Annotated in this window: 18 protein-coding genes; 4 read left to right on the top strand and 14 right to left on the bottom strand. The window is 65.6% G+C overall.

Annotation, left to right across the window (positions count from 1 at the left end; all coding sequences use genetic code 11):
- Positions 1–427: 427 nt before the first annotated feature.
- Together pssA and ACTJKY_RS13845 are read right to left on the bottom strand one after the other, a co-directional pair.
- Positions 428–1,267 carry a CDP-diacylglycerol--serine O-phosphatidyltransferase gene (pssA, locus tag ACTJKY_RS13850; protein ID WP_440846714.1) on the bottom strand — a complete coding sequence of 280 codons (840 nt, stop codon included), beginning with the start codon at positions 1,265–1,267 and terminating at the stop codon, positions 428–430.
- Complete coding sequence (locus ACTJKY_RS13845) at positions 1,264–1,992, bottom strand: phosphatidylserine decarboxylase (RefSeq protein ID WP_440846713.1); 729 nt, start codon at positions 1,990–1,992, stop codon at positions 1,264–1,266. Before ACTJKY_RS13845 ends, pssA begins: the two co-directional genes overlap by 4 nt.
- A gap of 196 nt (positions 1,993–2,188) precedes the next feature.
- On the opposite strand from ACTJKY_RS13845, the gene ACTJKY_RS13840 reads away from it, so the two are divergent.
- Complete coding sequence (locus tag ACTJKY_RS13840) at positions 2,189–2,812, top strand: class I SAM-dependent methyltransferase (protein ID WP_440846712.1); 624 nt, start codon at positions 2,189–2,191, stop codon at positions 2,810–2,812.
- A 99-nt stretch (positions 2,813–2,911) separates the two neighbouring features.
- On the opposite strand, the gene manD is transcribed toward ACTJKY_RS13840, so the two are convergent.
- The 5 genes from manD to ACTJKY_RS13815 form a co-directional block, all read right to left on the bottom strand.
- Complete coding sequence (gene manD, locus ACTJKY_RS13835) at positions 2,912–4,120, bottom strand: D-mannonate dehydratase ManD (RefSeq protein ID WP_440846711.1); 1,209 nt, start codon at positions 4,118–4,120, stop codon at positions 2,912–2,914.
- 183 nt (positions 4,121–4,303) lie between these two features.
- Positions 4,304–5,101 (bottom strand): SDR family NAD(P)-dependent oxidoreductase, encoded by a 798-nt coding sequence (locus ACTJKY_RS13830; RefSeq protein WP_440846710.1) that lies wholly within the window; start codon positions 5,099–5,101, stop codon positions 4,304–4,306.
- Entirely contained in the window at positions 5,098–6,114 is a 1,017-nt protein-coding gene (locus tag ACTJKY_RS13825) for a phosphotransferase family protein (protein ID WP_440846709.1), read from the bottom strand. Before ACTJKY_RS13825 ends, ACTJKY_RS13830 begins: the two co-directional genes overlap by 4 nt.
- A complete protein-coding gene (locus ACTJKY_RS13820; RefSeq protein ID WP_440846708.1) occupies positions 6,111–7,196 on the bottom strand; it encodes a Zn-dependent alcohol dehydrogenase in 1,086 nt (361 codons plus the stop codon). The genes ACTJKY_RS13825 and ACTJKY_RS13820 overlap by 4 nt, the downstream gene beginning before the upstream one ends.
- A gap of 9 nt (positions 7,197–7,205) precedes the next feature.
- Positions 7,206–8,489 carry an acyl-CoA dehydrogenase family protein gene (locus tag ACTJKY_RS13815; protein ID WP_440846707.1) on the bottom strand — a complete coding sequence of 428 codons (1,284 nt, stop codon included), beginning with the start codon at positions 8,487–8,489 and terminating at the stop codon, positions 7,206–7,208.
- 139 nt (positions 8,490–8,628) lie between these two features.
- Between ACTJKY_RS13815 and ACTJKY_RS13810 the strand changes: the two genes are divergently transcribed.
- Complete coding sequence (locus tag ACTJKY_RS13810; RefSeq protein WP_440846706.1) at positions 8,629–9,864, top strand: TetR/AcrR family transcriptional regulator; 1,236 nt, start codon at positions 8,629–8,631, stop codon at positions 9,862–9,864.
- A 17-nt stretch (positions 9,865–9,881) separates the two neighbouring features.
- Here ACTJKY_RS13810 and ACTJKY_RS13805 read toward each other — a convergent pair whose 3' ends face one another.
- Genes ACTJKY_RS13805 through cyoA form a run of 7 tightly spaced genes read right to left on the bottom strand, consistent with a single transcriptional unit; the run spans position 9,882 to position 16,534 of the window.
- On the bottom strand, positions 9,882–10,409 hold the full coding sequence (locus ACTJKY_RS13805; protein WP_440846705.1) for a response regulator transcription factor: 528 nt from the start codon (positions 10,407–10,409) through the stop codon (positions 9,882–9,884).
- The gene (locus tag ACTJKY_RS13800) at positions 10,406–11,677 is read right to left on the bottom strand and encodes an ATP-binding protein (RefSeq protein ID WP_440846704.1); all 1,272 of its coding nucleotides are present in this window, start codon (positions 11,675–11,677) and stop codon (positions 10,406–10,408) included. The genes ACTJKY_RS13805 and ACTJKY_RS13800 overlap by 4 nt, the downstream gene beginning before the upstream one ends.
- Positions 11,674–12,339, bottom strand: coding sequence for an SURF1 family protein (locus ACTJKY_RS13795; RefSeq protein ID WP_440846851.1), 666 nt, complete (start codon positions 12,337–12,339; stop codon positions 11,674–11,676). Before ACTJKY_RS13795 ends, ACTJKY_RS13800 begins: the two co-directional genes overlap by 4 nt.
- A 23-nt stretch (positions 12,340–12,362) precedes the next feature.
- Positions 12,363–12,755 (bottom strand): cytochrome o ubiquinol oxidase subunit IV, encoded by a 393-nt coding sequence (gene cyoD, locus ACTJKY_RS13790; RefSeq protein ID WP_121076960.1) that lies wholly within the window; start codon positions 12,753–12,755, stop codon positions 12,363–12,365.
- Entirely contained in the window at positions 12,752–13,378 is a 627-nt protein-coding gene (gene cyoC / locus ACTJKY_RS13785) for a cytochrome o ubiquinol oxidase subunit III (RefSeq protein ID WP_440846703.1), read from the bottom strand. The genes cyoD and cyoC overlap by 4 nt, the downstream gene beginning before the upstream one ends.
- Before the next feature lie 4 nt (positions 13,379–13,382).
- Positions 13,383–15,380, bottom strand: coding sequence for a cytochrome o ubiquinol oxidase subunit I (gene cyoB / locus ACTJKY_RS13780; RefSeq protein ID WP_440846702.1), 1,998 nt, complete (start codon positions 15,378–15,380; stop codon positions 13,383–13,385).
- Between the two features lie 8 nt (positions 15,381–15,388).
- Positions 15,389–16,534 carry a ubiquinol oxidase subunit II gene (gene cyoA, locus ACTJKY_RS13775; protein ID WP_440846701.1) on the bottom strand — a complete coding sequence of 382 codons (1,146 nt, stop codon included), beginning with the start codon at positions 16,532–16,534 and terminating at the stop codon, positions 15,389–15,391.
- Between the two features lie 117 nt (positions 16,535–16,651).
- On the opposite strand from cyoA, the gene ACTJKY_RS13770 reads away from it, so the two are divergent.
- Together ACTJKY_RS13770 and mazG are read left to right on the top strand one after the other, a co-directional pair.
- The gene (locus tag ACTJKY_RS13770; protein ID WP_440846700.1) at positions 16,652–17,983 is read left to right on the top strand and encodes an MFS transporter; all 1,332 of its coding nucleotides are present in this window, start codon (positions 16,652–16,654) and stop codon (positions 17,981–17,983) included.
- A gap of 77 nt (positions 17,984–18,060) precedes the next feature.
- A complete protein-coding gene (gene mazG / locus ACTJKY_RS13765; protein WP_440846699.1) occupies positions 18,061–18,813 on the top strand; it encodes a nucleoside triphosphate pyrophosphohydrolase in 753 nt (250 codons plus the stop codon).
- Positions 18,814–18,954 lie beyond the last annotated feature (141 nt).

Genomic DNA, 18,954 nt, shown 5'->3' with positions numbered 1-18,954 from the left:
CTCCTTCCGGTTGGTCCTCTGGGAAGCGGGAATTCGGAATCGCTCCGAACACCGGGTTATGATGCTTCCCATGCGGGGTTGAGGCGGGCCGCTTAGTCGATTGCGCCGCCCGGCACAAGCTGGAACATTATCAGAACATCGCTTGACGGCGGAACAGGAACAGAACATACAGCGATCAGAACGCGATTGATGGAACAGACAGGACTCTCGGCGGTTCGAGGTTCGTGGGTTCCGCGGGGATCGGCGTTGAAGATCAGGAGCCGGGTAATGACTGGATTCGCTGTCTTTTTTCTGTTCGGACTGGCTTTCACGGCCGCCGTCTGGACGCTCTACACAAGCATTCATCCGCAACTGCATCGCTTCGCCGAATTGTTCGGCATGGCGCAGCCGGTAGCGCTTCCCGCCCCATCACCGCGCCTGTCGCGCGTCAGGGTGCGGTCGGTTCCGGCGCGGATGCCCCGTCCCCGCCCGCAACGCGCAGTCGCCTGATCTTGCGGTAGGAACGAATGCTGAACGGGATGCTGACGAGATAGGCGATCGCCACGATCGCCAGCGTCGTCCACGGCGCCGAGACCAGCGCCGCGGCGAGGGCCACGAGCACCGCGATCGCCTCGAAGCGAACATTCTGGCGCAGCCGGATCTTCGGGCCGAAGGTGGCGACGCTGGAAACCATCAGGATCGCGATCAGCACGGTCCAGCCGGCGATGACGAGCGGCTCGCGCGTGATTGCCGCCCCCGTCCACAGCCAGAGATACACGGGGGTCAGCGCGAGCGCCGCGCCGGCGGGTGCCGGAACGCCGGTGAGAAAGCCCGCCGACTTGTGCGGTTGCTCGGCGAGATCGATCTGCGCGTTGAAGCGGGCAAGGCGCAGCGCGCAGAACAGCGCATGCAGCAGCGCAACCAGCCAGCCGAACCGCCCAAGCGTCTGCAGCGACCATAGGTAGAGGATCAGCGCCGGCGCGACGCCGAACGAGATCGCGTCCGACAGGCTGTCGAGCTCCGCGCCGAATCGGCTCTCAGCACGCACTAGTCGGGCGATGCGTCCGTCGATGCCGTCGAGCACTGCGGCGGCGAGCACCATCAGCACCGCCACTTCCCAATTGCCGAGGATGGCGAAACGAATGCCGGTAAGACCGGAACACAGCGCGAGCGCGGTGACGGCGTTGGGCAGTACCGCGCGAAGCGGGATGCCGCGCGGCAATCCCGGCTTGCGTCCCAGCCTGCGCCGCTCGAGCCCGCGCCGGAAGCGCGGGCGTTCGTTGCTCATTGCGCCACCCCGGTGGCGTTCTGGATATTGCGGCGGGCGATGATCGTCTCGCCGGCAATGGTGCGCTGGCCGAGAATCACCTGCGCGCCATATTCCTCGGGCAGGAACACGTCGACGCGGCTGCCGAAGCGGATGAGGCCAATGCGCTGCCCGGCGACCACCATGTCACCAGGCTTGACGAAGGCAACGATGCGGCGGGCGACCAGTCCGGCGATCTGGGTGAAGCCGATCCGCAATCCGTCGCGATCCTCGACTACCATGTGCTGGCGCTCATTCTCGTCGCTCGCCTTGTCGAGATCGGCGTTGAGAAACTTGCCCGAGATATAGATGACGTGGCGGATCGTGCCGGTGATCGGCGTGCGGTTCACGTGCACGTCGAACACGCTCATGAAGATCGACACGCGCACCATCGGCTCGGTGCCGAGCGCGTGCGGGCCGGCGAGCTCGGGCGGCAGCGGCACACGCTGGATCATGGTGACGAGGCCGTCGGCAGGCGCGACGAGGACGCCCTCCTCCACCGGCGTCACCCGCACGGGGTCCCGGAAGAAAGCGGCGACGCCAAGCGTCAGGAACAGAAGCGGCCAGGTGAGGACGTCCCAAACCCACAGGCTGGCAACGGCGATCGCAGCGGCGATCAGCACATATTTGCGGCCCTCGGGGTGGATATCGGGAAAACGCCACTTCACCGTCGAGGTGCCTAAAGGGGGCTTATCGAGCGATGTCATGCGCGCAGGTGTAACCGCCCCGCCGCAGATTTCCTAGCCACTCCGGTGGTCCGGAAACATCCAGGGCAACAAAGCCGCTCTCCGGCGTTTTTGCCGTGACCAGGATCGGGATCCTTTTCGACGACGGTCGCTTGCATATCCGCCGGAATTTGCGCAACCGATGTCCCCGACGCGTCATATTTTCGTAAGGAAGCCCATGCCCCCTTCGACCGCCACCGCAAAACGCCGGAGCGCCCGTCGCAGCCGTCCGGCCGGTGTGCCCTCGCCGACGATGTTCTTCCTGCAGCAGTTCCTCAAGCGCCCCGTCATGGTCGGCGCGGTCGCCCAGTCGTCGGGCCGACTGATTCGCCGGATGCTGAGCAAGGTCGATTGGGCGAACACCAAGCTGTTCGTTGAATATGGCCCGGGCGTCGGCACCTTCAGCCGCCCGATCCTGGAGCGCCTCGGCCCCGACGGCAAGCTTATCGTGATCGACACAAACCCCGATTTCATCCGCTACCTGCGCCAGTCGATCGACGATCCCCGCTTCATCGCGGTACTCGGTTCGGCCGCCGATGTGCAGAAGATCGTGCGCGACAACGGCTTCGAGCAAGCCGACTATATCGCCTCGGGCCTGCCCTTCTCGACCCTGCCCGACGGCATCGGCGATGCGATCGCCAAGTCGACGCGCGAGATCCTGCGGCCGGGCGGCGCGTTCCTGGTCTACCAGTACAACCCCAATGTGCGGAACTTCCTCACGCCGCACTGGGACAATATCGAGCATGAGATGGAATGGTGGAACATCCCGCCCGCCCAGCTCTGGTGGGCCTGGAAGGACTGAGCGTTCCCACACACAATCAAAAAAGGCGGCCATGGGGTTCCACGGCCGCCTTTTTTTGATCGAAGCGGCGGGGCGACGGCAGCGCCGCCCCGACCCGGCTCACCAGTTCCACATCGTCCCGTCTTCGAGGCGGGCGACTGGCAGATAGGCCGGCTTGTACGGATATTTCGCCGCCAGTTCCTCGTCGATGTCGACGCCGTGGCCCGGCGCCTCGCCGCAGAACAGATAGCCCTTCTCGAAGTGATAGTCGTGCGGGAACACCGCATCGGTCTCGTCGGAATGGCGCATATATTCCTGGATGCCGAAGTTCGGGACCCAGGTGTCGAAGTGCAGCGCGCAGCCCATCGTCACCGGCGACAGGTCGGTCGCGCCATGGCAGCCGGTACGGACCTGGTAGAGGCTGGCGAGATCGGCCAGGCGACGCAGATGCGTCAGGCCGCCGGCGCCGACCACGGTTGCGCGCAGATAGTCGATCAGCTGGTTCTGGATCAGGTCCTTGGCGTCCCAGATCGTGTTGAAAATCTCGCCCACCGCCAGCGGGGTGACGGTGTGCTGGCGGATCAGCTTGAACGCTTCCTGGTTCTCGGCCGGGGTCACGTCCTCCAGCCAGAACAGCTGGTAGGGCTCGAGCATCTTGCCGAGGTTCGCGGCTTCCTGCGGGGTGTAGCGGTGGTGGCCGTCATGCAGCAGGTGATGGTCGAAGCCATAGGTCGCGCGCAGCTTCTCGAACAGCTTGGGCACATAGTTGAGCGCCTTGCGCGTATCCCAGCCGGTGACCGAGGGCAGCGCCGCATCGGCCGGCTCGTAATACATGGTGCCGCGGCCGACGCCGTACGCATCCTTGATGCCCGGCACGCCGGTCTGCGCGCGGATCGCCTTGTAGCCCAAGTCGATATATTTGCCGACGGCGTCGACGGTCTGCTCGATGTCGGCGCCATTGGCATGGCCATAGACCATCACGCCGTCGCGGCTGCGCCCGCCGAGCAGCTGGTAGACCGGCATGCCGGCCATCTTGCCCTTGATGTCCCACAGCGCCATGTCGACCGCGGCGATCGCCCGCATCGTCACCGGGCCACGGCGCCAATAGGCACCGCGATAAAGATACTGCCAGATATCCTCGATCCGGCGCGGGTCCATGCCGATCAGGCAGGGAATGACGTGATCCTCGAGATACGAGACCACCGCCAGTTCGCGGCCGTTGAGCGTGCCATCACCGATGCCGTAGACGCCCTGATCGGTGTGGATCTTCAGCGTCACGAAATTGCGGCCGGGGCAGGTCACGATAACCTTGGCCGAGACGATCTTCATCGAGCTACCTCTATAGGCTGTTTGTTGCCGCTGGCCTGACCAATTCGCGCGACCATGTCAAGGGATTGGCCAGACCTCCGGTGCACACCCTAGGTCGCCGGGCCTAAGCATTCCTCAACGCCGCCCTGCGATAGGGCTACCCAAAAAGTGCTGATCGCGAAACCGCGAACCCCATGAAACGCCTCAAAAGGCGGGCTTGCCGAAGACCTGCCGGGTTACCGGATGGCTGCTGCTGAGGCCGCCATCGACGGCGATTGCCTGTCCGTTGACATAGCTTGCGGCGTCCGAGGCAAGGAACAGCGCAACCTGTGCGATTTCCTCCGGCCGCCCCGCGCGGCGCAGCGGATTGAGCTGACCCAGTTTCTCTTCCTTGCCCTGCTCGCGGGCATAGTCGAAGGCGCGCTGGGTCATGCCGGTCTCGATCAGGCCGGGGCAGATCGCGTTGACGCGCACGCCCGAGGTAGCGAGCTGCTGTGCGGCGGTCTGCACCAGGTTGATCACGCCCGCCTTGGACGCCGAATAGGGTGTGCCGCCTGCCCCCGAACGCAGCCCGGCGACGCTGGCAGTGCACAGGATCGCCCCACCCCCACGCGCGACAATCCGAGGCGCCGCATGTTTGATGGCAAGAGCGGGACCGATGAGATTGATCCGTAGCACTTCCGTCCAAAGCGCTACGTCCGCGTCGAAAATGCCTGCGGTCCCGCCGGAAATACCGGCATTGGCGTAGAAAATGTCGAGCCCGCCAAACTGTTCGCATGCAGTCTCAACAAGTCGCTGCACATCACGCTCGTCGCCTGCATCGATCTCGATCGCCAGGGCGCCTTCGAGCCCGGCTATCGTGTCGTGCACGCCACCATCCCGGTCTGCCGCAACCACCTTCGCCCCGTGCGCGGCAAATGCCCGCACCGTCGCCCTACCAATACCGGAGGCCGCACCCGTCACCACCGCGACCTTGCCGGTGAAATCGAAACCGCCGCTCATGCCCCTGCCCTTTGCGCGAAATGCCATGCCGCCGACGCCAGCCAGGGTAACCGTTCGACCGTCTTGGCGGCCAGGGTGCTCGAGGCATTCCCGTCGAGCATCCGCTTCTTGATCCCCTGCACGATGCCGGTCAGGCGGAAGAGATTGTAGGCGAAATACCAGTCGAGGTCGGGCACGCCGTCGCGCCCCGTGGCGGCGCAGTAGCGCGCCACCATCGCCTCGATCGTCGGGATGCCCGTCTCCGGCCCCGCCAACCCCTTCACGCCCGAGCGACCTTCCGGCTCGGTCACCCAGTTCATCAGGAAATAGGAGAAATCGGCGAGCGGATCGCCGAGCGTCGACAATTCCCAGTCGAGCACCGCCAGCACCTCCGGCCGATCCGCGGCGAAGATCATGTTGTCGATGCGGTAGTCACCATGGACGATGCTGGTCTGGGTCTGCGGCGGCACGGTGCGCGACAGGAAGTCGATCAGCGCTTCGACCTCGGGCAAGTCCTCCGTCTGGCTGGCGCGATACTGGCGCGTCCAGCGCTCGACCTGGCGGGCGAAGTAATTGCCCGGCCTGCCATAGTCGCCGAGGCCGACCGTCTCCGGGTCGATCCGATGGAGCGCGGCGAGCGTGTCGACGATCGCCTCGTAGATCGCGGTGCGCTGCGCCGGCGCCATGCCGGGCAGCGATCCGTCCCAGAAGGTCCGCCCCTCGACCATTTCCATCAGGTAGAAGGGCGCGCCGATCACCTGCCGGTCCTCGCACAGCGCATAGGGCCGCGCGACTGGGAAGCCTGCGGGATGCAGTGCGGCGATCAGCCGATATTCGCGCTCGACCGCGTGCGCGGACGGCAGGATCGTGCCGAACGGCTTGCGGCGGAGCACGTATGCGCCGCTAGCGCTTTCAACACGATAGGTCGGGTTGCTTTGCCCTCCTGGGAACTTGGTGATGGTGACCGGGCCGGCGAATCCGGGGATCTGCGCCGAGGCCCAGGCCGCGAGGCGGGTTTCGTCGAGGTCGCTCATGCGAAGGTGATCACCGAGCGGACGCTCGTGCCCTGCCGCAGCTTTTCGAGCGCTTCGTTGACCTGCGGCAGCTGGATACGTTCGGCGACCATCGTATCGAGGTCCAGCTTGCCGTCGAGATAGAGCTGGACCAGCCGCGGCATATCGATCGGAAAGCGGGTGCTGCCGAGCAGCGAGCCCTGGATCTTCTTGCCGGTGAGGAAGGTATGGCCCGGCAGGCTGACGCTCTGGCCGGGTGCGATCATCCCGAGGATCGTCGCGGTGCCGCCGCGGCGCAGGATCTGCCAGGCAAGTTCCGCCGTTGCGGGTCGCCCGACGGCTTCGACCGCATAGTGCACCCCACCGCCGGTCAGCGCGAGCACCTGCTTGGCAACGCCCTCGCTCGTGGGATCCAGCGTGTGGGTTGCCCCCATCTTCTCCGCGAGCGTCCGCTTCTCGGGCACCGGATCGAGCGCGAGGATCTGGCCTGCCCCCGCAATCTTGGCGGCGTTGATCGCGGCGAGGCCGATCCCGCCCGCCCCGATCACCGCGACGCTCTCGCCGGGGCGCAAGCGGCTGTCGTTGAAGATGGAGCCCGCGCCGGTGATCACCGCGCAGCCGAGCAGCGCGGCGCGATCCAGCGGCATGTCCTTGGAAATCGCGACGCAGGCATTTTCATGCACCAGCATCATCTCGGCAAAGGCGGAGAGGTTGAGAAACGGCGCGAGCGGCCTGCCATCGCCCAGCTTCAGCCGTGGCTCCGCATCGGGAGCCCGCCGCGTCGAGGGGTCGACGCAGAGGGACGGCCGGCCGGTCACGCAGAACTCGCACGACCCGCAAAAGGCAGTGAGGAAGGTGATGACATGGTCGCCGGGACGCAGATGGGCGACATCCGAGCCAACCGCCTCCACCACCCCCGCCGCCTCATGCCCCGGCACCGTCGGCACCGGATGCGGAAAGGCGCCGTCGACGAAGTGCAGGTCGGAACGACACACCCCCACCGCCGCCGTGCGGATCAGCACTTCGCGCGGGCCGGGCTTGGAGACCTGCACCTCCTCGATCGCGAGCGGGGTCTTGGCCTCGAACATCACGGCTGCCTTCATGCCGCCCTCCTACCGGCTGACGCCGAGATCGCCGGAAGAGGCACGGTCCGCCTTGAACTCGGCATATTTGCCGAACTCGGCGCGCGCGATCGCGCGGGCATGGACTTCGTCCGGCCCGTCGGCGAGCCGCAGCGTGCGGACGCTACCCCAATTATGTGCCAGGTCGAAATCGTCGCTCACGCCCGCCCCACCATGCGCCTGGATCGCGTCATCGAGGATCTGCAGCGCCATGGCGGGCGCCTGTACCTTGATCATCGCGATCTCGAGCTGGGCGGCCTTGTTGCCGGCCTTATCCATCATGTCGGCGGCCTTGAGGCAGAGCAGCCGCGTCATTTCGATGTCGATCCGCGCGCGGGCGATACGCTGCTCCCAGATCGAATGGTCCGAAATGCGCTTGCCGAACGCGACGCGGCTGACGAGCCGCTTGGCCATCGCGCCGATCGCCTCCTCCGCCACCCCGATCGTGCGCATGCAGTGATGGATGCGGCCGGGCCCGAGCCGGCCCTGCGCGATCTCGAACCCGCGGCCTTCGCCGAGCAGCAGATTCTCCGCGGGCACGCGCACGTCGCGCAGCACGATCTCGGCATGGCCGTGGGGCGCGTGATCATACCCGAAAACCGAAAGCATCCGCTCGATGGTAACGCCCGGCGTGTCTAGCGGCACCAGGATCATGCTCTGCTGGGCGTGCTTGGCGGCGCCGAAATCGGTCTTGCCCATGAGAATGGAAATTTTGCAGCGCGGATCACCCGCGCCCGAGGACCACCATTTCCGCCCGTTGATCACATAGTGGTCGCCGTCCCGCTCGATCCGCGTCTCGATATTGGTCGCATCGGACGAAGCGACCGCGGGCTCGGTCATCAGGAAGGCCGAGCGGATTTCGCCGCGCATCAACGGCGCCAGCCACGCATCCTTCTGCGCCCGCGTGCCGTAGCGATGGAGCACTTCCATGTTGCCGGTATCGGGTGCCGAGCAGTTGAACACCTCCGACGCCCAGCCAATCCGGCCCATCTCCTCGGCGCAGAGTGCATATTCCAGGTTGGTGAGCTGCTCGCCCTCGAACACGAAGCTGTCATCGACATGCGCCCGGCCGGACTGGGGCGGCATGAAGAAATTCCACAGCCCCGCCGCCTTGGCGCGCGCCTTGACGTCTTCCAGTACGGGATTGACCGACCAGCGCTCGCCCGCGGCGGCGGCGGCGCGATAGTCGGCCTCGCGCGGCCGGATCTCGGCGTCTATGAAGGCCTTCACCCGGTCGCGGAAATGGGTTTCGCGCGCGTTCAGCGTGAAGTCCATGGCATCGCTCTCCTGTCGTTCTTTGGACCGAGCCTAGCCCGTACCCGATATTCGGTAAAGGGCGTTGCCCGATCAAATTACCGCATACCGAGAGCAAAAAACCATTTGGGCGCGCAGCGGAAACGGCTAAGCTGAGGGGATGCAATCGCCGCCCAAGACCGAGACCACCAACACCAAGCGGTTCCAGGCCAAGCGCGACGCCATCCTGGCCGCCGCCGCCGCCGCGATCAACGAGCAGAGCGCGAAAGGCATGACCTTCGCCGACGTCGCACGGCGCGTCGGGCTCAACACCACCTCGGTCACCTATTATTTCAAGCGCAAGGAAGACCTGGCCGCCGCTGCGTTCGAGCAGACGCTCGCGTGGCTACACGACATCCTCGACCAGGCGCTGGCCGAGCCGACGCCCGAGGCGCGCGTCGCCCGCTTCCTCGCCATCAACATGGAGCGGCTGGCGCGGATCGGGCGCGGCGAGGAACAGGCCGTGGCAATGCTGTCCGACCTGCGCGCGATGGAGGAGCCGCTCAAGGGCAAGCTGCTCACCGGCTGGCGCAACGTGTTCCGCAAGACGCGCAGCCTTTGGGGCAGCGACGGCAACCGCGCCGAGACCGACCTGCGCGGCGCCCGTGCGCACGTGCTGCTCGAAAACAGCTTCTGGCTGAACGCCTGGATCACGCGCTACGAGATCGACGAATATCCGCGCGTCGAGGCCCGGCTGATGGACGTGTTCCGCCACGGCATCGCCGCACCCGGCCAGCGCTGGGCGCCGGAATTGTTCGAGCTTGTTCATGACGAGCCCGAGCCGGGCCGCGAAGCGTTCCTGCTCGCCGCCACGCGGCTGATCAACGAGCTCGGCTATCGCGGCGCCTCGGTGCAGCGCATCGCCTCCGAGCTCAACGTCACCAAGGGGAGCTTCTACCACCATCTCGATGCCAAGGACGATCTGGTGATCGCCTGCTACAAGCGCAGCTTCGACATCCTCGCCGATGCACAGCGGCTGGCCGAGGGCCATGCCGGCAGCCAGTGGCAGCGGATCGAGAGCACGCTGGCGACTTTGCTCGACTATCAGTTCTCCGAGCGCGGGCCGCTGCTGCGCACCACCGCCCTTTCCGGCCTGCCGCCGCATGTTCGGAATACGATGCTCGATCGCTCGAACCGGATCGCCCGGCGCTTCGCGGGCATGTTGTCCGACGGGATTGCGGAGGGGACAATTCGCCCGATCGACCCGCTGGTCGCCAGCCAGGCGCTGATGGCGCTGCAGAATGCCGCATTCGACATGCGCAAATGGGCTGGCACGATGCCGCGCGAGCGGGCGGTGGCCTTCTATGCCTCCACCCTAGCCTATGGCCTGTTCGACGATCGCGTCCTGGAGGGCTAAGGGGCTCGCCCCACGCCCTAAAGGTGCTTCTTGTCCAGCTTGCGGGCCAGCGTTCGGCGATGGAGCCCCAGCCGCCGCGCCGCTTCGGAGAGGTTGTAGTTGGTATCCGCCAGCGTCTGGTGGATATGCTCCCATTCCAGCGTCCGGATAGAGGTCGGCCGCGCCTTGAGCTCGGTATCGACATCGCCGTCGACGCGGTCGAACGCGGCCTCGATATCGTCGGTATTGGCTGGCTTCATCAGATAGTTGGTGGCGCCCAGCTTCACCGCCTCGACCGCGGTGCTGATGCTGGCGAACCCGGTGAGCACGACGATCCGCATGGTCGGATCGATCTCGTGCAGCTGCTTGACGCAGACCAGTCCGGAACTGCCGCCGAGGCGCAGGTCGACGACGGCTCGATCCGGCCCGAACGCGCGTGCGAGTGGTTCTAGATCCTCGGGACCGTTGCGCACCTCGACCGTATAGCCGCGCCGCTCGAAGGAACGCCCCAGCGTCCGCGCGAACACCGCATCATCCTCGACAATCAGTAACTTATGCGCGGTCATTCGCCTTCATCCTCAAGTGCGAGCGCGGCCTGCGGCACGCGGAGCAGCACCTCGGCACCGCCCGCTTCGCAATTGCGCGCGGTAAGCGTGCCGCCAAGCGTCCGTAGCACATTGTGCGTCAGGAACAGCCCCAGTCCGGCGCCCTGCCGGCCCTTGCTGCTGTTATAGGGGTCGCCAATCCGCGGCAGGATTTCCTCGGGAAAGCCGCGGCCATCGTCGCGGACCGACAGCACCAGCACCCCCTCCTGCTGGCCGACCGACAAGCGGATGCGAGTCGCGCCGGCTTCCACGGCATTGTCGAGCAGGTTGACGATCGACTGGCCGAGCGCGCGATCGGCGACGATGGGCAGGTCGCTGCCCAAGCGATAGTCGAGGATCACGCTGTCGTTGCGCGGCCAGGCCTCCACCAGCCCCGTGACGAAGCGCCGCAGCGTGGTGCGTTCGGGCGCCTCGCCGCTGATCTCGCCCGCCGCGAACAGGATGCCGGCGACGATCGCCTTGCAGCGCGCGACCTCGGCCTGCATGTCCGCAACTTCGGCGCTGAGTTGCGGGTCCTTGGCGATCTTCCGGTCCGCGCGCCAGTCGCCCAGCGCCACCGAGATGGAGGCGAGCGGCGTGCCGAGCTCATGCGCGGCACCGCTGGCGAGCAGCCCCATGCGGACGATATGCTCTTCCTCGGCGGCACGCTGGCGCAGCTCGGCAAGGCGCCCGTCGCGATCGCGCAGGTTGCGCGCGATACGGGTGACGAACTGGACGATCAGCGTCGCGGTCAGCGTGTAGTTGAACCACAAAGCGAACAGGAAGGCGCCCGATAGCGACGTCGCGAGCATCGGCGGCAAGGACAGAGGCCGATGCACCACCGCAAGAAAGGCGAAGGCCGCGCTGGTGAGAAAGACGAGCGCCCAGCTGGAAGCGGTCTCGAGCAGCACGGCACCCAGCACTACCTGCAGCAGATAGAGCGAAACGAAGGGGTTGGTCGCGCCGCCGCTCAGATAGAGCAGCACGGTGAGGCACGTCACGTCGACCAGCAGCCCGGCCATCACCTGCGCATTAGTCGCGGGGCGGAGCGCGCGGGCCGGGTACATCGCCAGGTTGAGCGCCACCAGCACGCCCACCGTGACGAGCATCGGCACCAGCGGCAGCCGCACGTCGAAGACGAGATGGACGCCGAGGATCGTGGTCAGCTGCCCCAGCACTGCCAGCCAGCGCAGCTGGACCAGCAGCAACAGGTTGCGGCGGGCGGCGTCCTCCGGCGTCGCTGTGGTCATGCGTCTCCGCGCCCGCGCCACGCCCGCCAGGCGAACCAGGCGGTCAGCAGCGCCAGGCCGAACCAGGTGAGCGCATAGACGAGATGGTTGTTGGGGAAGCGGACGACGGTCATGCCGCCACGTGGCCAGCCATCGCCGCTGCGATCGGCATCGATGAAATAGGGCGCGAGTTGCGGAAGACCCTGGCCCATGGCAGCCACGTCGCGCGAGTACCAGCGATTGGCGGCGGGATCGTTGGCGCGCAGGAACCCGCCCTTGGGCTCGCTCAGGCGGAGCAGGCCGGAGATGCTGACCGGCTTCACGCTGGTGGTGATGCAGTCGGGCAGTGCCTGGCCTTCGGGCAGGAAGCCCCGATTGACGAAGACGGTGAAGCCGCGCGCGGTGACCAGCGGGGTCATCACCCATTTGCCGGGACCGATTTCGGTAACGGCTTGGGCCAGTTTGGTGCGGCAGGGAAGGAAGGTGCCGGTCACGCTGACGCGCCGATAGGTCGCTTCGCTATTCACGCCGGACCATTCGGCGGGCCCGGGGGCGGGAACCGGCGCCGTGGCCAGTCCCCGCTCTACCCGGTCGATCAATGCCAGCTTCCAGGCGCGTCGCTCGACCTGCCAGATGCCGAGGCCGAGGAGGATGGCGATCAGCGGCAGCAGCGCGATCGCCATCCAGTTGCGGGAAGCCGGCCGGCTCACATGCCGGCGCCGGAAGCCATCCCGGGCATCATGTTGAGGTTCATGTTGAACATCACCCACAGCGAGCCCGCGAGCGCGATGACGATGATAATGATCGTGAACACCAGCGCCATCAGGGTCCAGCCCTGCTCCGACTTGCTGTTCATGTGGAGGAAGTAGATCATGTGAACGACGATCTGCACCATCGCCAGCGCCGCGCAGATCGCCACCGCCACGCGGGTGTCGGCGATCCAGCCGCCCATCACGATCCCGAAGGGGATCGCGGTGAGGACGACCGAGAGCAGGAAGCCGGTGATGTAGCCACCGCGGGTCGAGTGCGGCGCGTCATGGCCATGATCGTGGCCGTGACCATGGTCATGGCCGGCGTGGCTGTGGGGGTGCGCGCTCATCGCATGGCTCCAAACAGATAGACGAAGGTGAACACGCCGATCCAGATCACGTCCAGGAAGTGCCAGAACAGCGACAGGCACTGCAGGCGACGGACGTTTGCCGGGATCAGGCCCTTGCGACCGATCTGCACCATCAGCGTGAACAGCCAGATCAGGCCGAAGGTGACGTGCAGGCCGTGGGTGCCCACCAGGGTGAAGAAGGACGAGAGGAACGCCGAGCGCCAGGGACCCGCACCTTCATGGATGAGGTTCGAGAACTCGTAGAGCTCGATGCCGAGGAAGGCAGCACCGAACAGCGCGGTCAGCAGCAGCCAGGCCTGGACGGCACCCTTGCGCTGTTCCTGCATGGCGATCATCGCGAAGCCGTAGGTGATCGACGAGAACAGCAGCATCGCCGTGTTCACCGCCACCAGCGGCAGCTCGAACAGCTCGTGGGAGGTGGGACCTCCCGCATAGCTGGTGCCATAGACGCCCCATGCCGCGAACAGCATCGCGAAGATGAGGCAGTCGCTCATCAGGTACATCCAGAAGCCGAGCAGCGTGCTGCCGCCGGGTTCGTGATGCTCCTCCTCGAGCTGGTAGAAGACGGGGGTCTTGCCCGTCGATACGGTCGTGGCGCTCATCGCGTCAGGCTCCATGGCGCGCGAGCACCGTGGTGCGCGCATTCTCGGTTTCGGTCACTTCTTCTGCCGTGATGTAGAAGTCGCGATCATAGTTGAAGGTATGGGCGATCGCGGTGACGATCAGGCCCAGGAACGCCGCAGCCGCGAGCCACCAGATGTACCAGATCATGGCGAAGCCGAAGACCAGCGAGAAGCCCGCCAGGATGACACCGGTGCCGGTGTTCTTCGGCATGTGGATCGGCAGATAGCCCGAGACCGGACGCACCGCGCCGCGCGACTTCATGTCGTACCAGGCATCCAGGTCATGGATGACCGGCGAGAACGCGAAGTTGTAGGCCGGCGGCGGCGACGAGGTCGCCCATTCCAGCGTACGCGCCTGCCACGGATCGCCGCTGTCGTCGCGCAGCGCCTCGCGGTTGCGGATGCTGACGAAGATCTGGAGCAGGAAGGCAGCGATGCCGACGGCGATGATCGCGGCGCCGATCGCGGCGATTACGAACCAGATCTGCAGGCTCGGATCGTCGAAGTGGCGGAGACGACGGGTTACGCCCATCAGGCCGAGGACGTAGAGCGGCGTGAACGCCACCCAGAAGCCCACCACCCAGCACCAGAAGGAGACCAGGCCCCACTTCTTGTCGAGCTTGAAGCCGAAGGCCTTGGGCCACCAGTAGTTGATGCCGGCGAACAGGCCGAACAGCACGCCGCCGATGATCACGTTATGGAAGTGCGCGACCAGGAACAGCGAGTTGTGCAGCACGAAGTCGGCCGGGGGCACCGCCAGCATCACGCCGGTCATGCCGCCGATGACGAAGGTCAGCATGAACGCGATGGTCCACATCATCGGCAGTTCGAAGCGGATGCGGCCCTTGTACATGGTGAACAGCCAGTTGAAGATCTTCGCACCCGTCGGGATCGAGATGATCATCGTGGTGATGCCGAAGAAGCTGTTCACGCTCGCGCCCGAGCCCATCGTGAAGAAGTGATGGAGCCAGACGAGGTACGACAGGATGGTGATGACGAGGATGGCGTAGACCATCGAGGTGTAGCCGAACAGGCGCTTGCTCGAGAAGGTCGAGGTGACTTCCGAGAAGATGCCGAAGGCCGGCAGGATCAGGATGTACACCTCCGGGTGACCCCAGATCCAGATCATGTTCACGTACATCATCGGGTTGCCGCCGCCGGTGTTCGTGAAGAAGTGCGTGCCGACATAGCGGTCAAGACTGAGCAGCGCGAGCACGGCGGTCAGCACCGGGAAGGCGGCGACGATCAGGATGTTGGTGGCAAGCGCGGTCCAAGTGAAAACCGGCATCTTCATCAGGCCCATGCCCGGTGCACGCATCTTGACGATGGTGGCGACCAGGTTGACGCCCGAAAGCAGCGTGCCGACACCGGCAATCTGCAGCGCCCAGACATAATAGTCGACGCCCACGTCCGGCGAATAGTCGAGCCCCGACAGCGGAGCCATTGCCAGCCAGCCGGTCCGCGCGAACTCGCCGATGAACAGGCTGGCCATCACCAGCGCCGCACCCGCCGCCGTCATCCAGAAGCTGAAATTGTTCAGGAACGGGAAGCTGACGTCGCGCGCGCCGATCTGCAGCGGCACCACGAAGTTCATCAGGCCGGTGACGAAGGGCATCGCCACGAAGAAGATCATGATCACGCCGTGGGCGGTGAACACCTGATCATAATGATGCGCGTTGAGGTACCCCTCGTTGGCGCCGAATGCCATCGCCTGCTGGCCGCGCATCATGATCGCATCGGCAAAGCCGCGCAGCAGCATCACCAGGCCCAGCACCATGTACATGATGCCGATGCGCTTGTGATCGACGGTGGTGAACCACTCCTTCCAGAGATAGCCCCACAGGCGGAAATAGGTCAGCGCGCCAAGGAGCGCGATGCCGCCGAGCGCGACGCCACAGAAGGTGGCGACGACGATCGGCTCGTGGATCGGCAGGCTCTCGATGGAGAGCCGGCCAAAGATCATCTTCAAAGTGTCAGACATGGCAGTGCTCAAGCCTCGCCCGCCGCCGCGCGGCCGGGATAGGCCGACGCGTCCATGCGGGTCATGTTACGGTTCGAATCCGCGCCGGGTTCGGTGTGGCCGGCGGGAGCGCCGTGCGGATGGGTCAGGTGCGGACTGGTCTTCATCTCGTCCGGCGACTTCATCAGCGCACCATCGGCGCCTTCGCCCGGACGGTCGTTTACCGCAGGCGCGACTTCCTGGGCACCCGCACTATGGTGCATCATGCCGTGGCCGCAGGCGGTGCCGGGCTTCACGCACATCTGGACGATGCGATCGAACAAACCGCCCTCGACGGTGCCGAAGTGCATCGCCGGCACCTTCTCGCTCGGCTTTTCGAGCGTCAGATACTCGGTGGTGTCGAGCGCCTGGGCGGAAGCTTTGGTCTTGGCGACCCACTCGTCGAAGCCAGCCGCATCCACCGACTGGGTCGGGAAGTGCATGTAGGAGAAGCCCGCGCCGCTATAATTGGCGCTCTGGCCCTCGAAGGTGCCGACGCGGTTCATCACCGCGTGGAGCTTCGTTTCCATGCCCGGCATCGTGTAGATCATGCCCGCCAGCGCCGGCACGTAGAAGGTGTTCATCACGCTCGACGAGGTCAGGCGGAAGCGCACCTGGCGATCGGCCGGCAGCACCAGCTCGTTCACCGTGGCGACGCCCTGCTCGGGATAGATGAACAGCCACTTCCAGTCGAGCGAGACGACCTGGATCTCCAGCGGCTGCTGGCCGGCCGGAATTGGCTTGCCCGGTGCGATGCGGTCCAGCGGCCGGTACGGGTCCAGCTGGTGCGTCGTGAGCCAGGTCAGCGCGCCGAGCGCGATGATGATCAGCAGCGGGGCCGACCAGATCACCAGCTCGATCCGGGTCGAGTGATCCCAGTCCGGAGCATATTCCGACTCGGTGTTGCTCGCGCGATACTTGATCGCGAAAACCACCGTCAGGATCATCACCGGTACGATGATGAGCAGCATCAAAAATACCGACCAGAGGATCAGGTCGGCCTGCTGCCGTGCAACATCGCCGGATGGATTCATCACGACGAGGTCGCACCCGCCGAGGAGCAGCGGTGCAGCAAGGGGTGCGATCAGGGCGATCGGCCGGAGGGCACGACGGAACGGGGTCATGGATCGAAACATAGCGGCCGCGAGTTAGGAGGGGTTGTGCGGGTGCGAAATAGGACAATTTGTCCCATGGCTGCAACCCGAGAGTTTCCCTAGGTGCTTTCCCCAAAGCTTTGCGGTAGACATATCCCCATGGCCAATGCTCAGCTTGGTTCGACGCAGATCGAACATGACGCCCGCCTGATCAACACCTCGCACGGTGACGATCACCTTCGCCCCGGCGATATCGCCATCGGGGTGATCATCGGACGAACATCCGAGTTCTTCGACTTCTTCGTCTACGCGATCGCTTCGGTGCTGGTCTTCCCGGCGCTGGTGTTTCCCTACATGGATCGCGTGACCGGCACGCTCTGGTCGTTCGCCCTCTTCCCGCTTGCTTTCATCGCCCGTCCTATCGGCACCCAGCTCTTCATGCGCATTGATCGCCGTCATGGACGCGGCGCGAAGCTCACGCTGGCGCTGTTCCTGCTCGGCACGGCGACGGTGACCATGGCGTTCCTGCCCGGCTATGAGCAGGTCGGCATCTGGTCGGCGATCCTGCTGGCGGCACTGCGCCTGCTACAGGGCCTGGCGCTGGGCGGCGCCTGGGACGGCCTCGCCTCGCTGCTGGCGCTGAATGCGCCGCCAGCGCGTCGTGGCTGGTATGCGATGGTGCCGCAGCTCGGCGCGCCGCTCGGCCTGATCGTGGCGAGCGGGCTGTTCGCCTATTTCCTGAGCGCGCTCGACTCGGCCGACTTCATGAGCTGGGGCTGGCGCTATCCGTTCTTCGTCGCCTTCGCGCTCAACGTGGTGGCGCTGTTCGCCCGCCTGCGCATGGTCGTGGCCCCCGAATATGTGAAGCTGTTCGAGAGCCGCGAACTGACGCCCTCGCGCGTCACCGCGACGATCAAGGCGCAATGGCGCAACATCATCATCGGTGCCTTCGCACCACTGGCGAGCTTCGCGCTGTTCCACATGGTCACCGTGTTCCCGCTGTCGTGGATCGCACTGTTCACCAACGAAAACCTGACCCGTTTCCTGTGGATCGAAGTCGGCGCTGCCGCCTGCGGTCTGGTCGCGATCGTGATCTCGGGCATCCTTGCCGACCGGATCGGTCGCCGCTCGCTGCTCGCCTACACCGCGCTTGCCATCGCCGCCTATTCGGGCTTCGCGCCGCAGTTGCTCGAAAAGGGCAATGCCGGCGAGACGGTGTTCATGGTGATCGGCTTCATCCTGCTCGGCCTTGCCTTCGGCCAGTCCTCGGGTGCGGTTGCCAGCAACTTCCCGAAGCGCGCCCGCTACACCGGCGCGGCGCTGACGTCGGACCTGGCCTGGCTGTTCGGCGCCGGCTTCGCCCCGCTCGCTGCGCTGCTGCTCGCCGCCAACTGGGGCGTGATCGCTTCGGGCCTGTATCTGCTCTCGGGCGCTGCGGGCACGCTGATCGCACTCTACTTCAACAAGGAACTCGGGCGCCGGCTCGACTGACCCCCGAGCGGCTTGCCTAAGCCGCATGCGACCTGCAAAGGCCTCCTGTCCGCACCCGCGTTCAGGAGGCCTTTTGCATGACGTCCCCCACCGGTATAGATCGCCTGGTCGCCATCATGGAGCGCCTGCGCGATCCCGAGCGCGGCTGCGAATGGGATGTGGCGCAGACCTTCGAGACGATCGCGCCCTTTACGATCGAGGAAGCCTATGAAGTGGCCGACGCCATCGAGCGTGGCGACATCAGCGAGCTGAAGGACGAGTTGGGCGACCTGCTGCTCCAGGTGGTGTTCCATGCCCGTATCGCCGAGGAAGCCGGCCAGTTCGCGCTGGCCGACGTGGTCACCTCGATCAGCGACAAGATGGAGCGGCGCCACCCGCATATCTTCGGCGACAAGGCCGAAGGCGGCCATCATCTCTGGGAAGTCATCAAGGCCGAGGAGCGTGGTGCCAAGGGCGCGTCGAGCGCGCTCGACGGCGTGGCGATCGGCCTGCCCGCGCTGCTCCGCGCCGAGAAGCTCCAGAAGCGGGCGGCGCGCACCGGCTTTGACTGGCCCGATGCCAGCGGCGCGCGGGAGAAGATCCTGGAGGAACTCGAAGAGGTGGAGACCGCCGAGAACGAGGCGCATCGCGCCGAAGAGGTGGGCGACCTGCTCTTCGCGGTGGTCAACTTTGCCCGCAAGCTGGGCATCGAGCCCGAGGCGGCGCTGCGCGCGGCGAACGGCAAGTTCGAGCGACGCTTCAAGGCGATGGAAGATCGCGCCGGCGAGTCGTTCGTGGGGCTGGATCTGGAGGGCAAGGAAGCGCTCTGGCAGGCGGTGAAGCGCGGCTGAGGGCGCTAAGCCCTTCGCCATCTTCCAGACGTCATCCCGGCGAGCCGGGATCCATTCGCCTCTCGCTTGCAGCAAGAGCCGCAACGTAGCGCCGATGGATTCCGGCTTTCGCCGGGATGACGGAGTAAGCGTAGAAACGGC

Source organism: Sphingomonas sp. 22176 (assembly GCF_052045505.1).
In the GTDB taxonomy this organism is placed as follows: Bacteria; Pseudomonadota; Alphaproteobacteria; order Sphingomonadales; family Sphingomonadaceae; genus Sphingomonas.
Note: the sequence above shows the minus strand (reverse complement) of the source record. Positions and strands in the feature narration are given on the sequence as shown.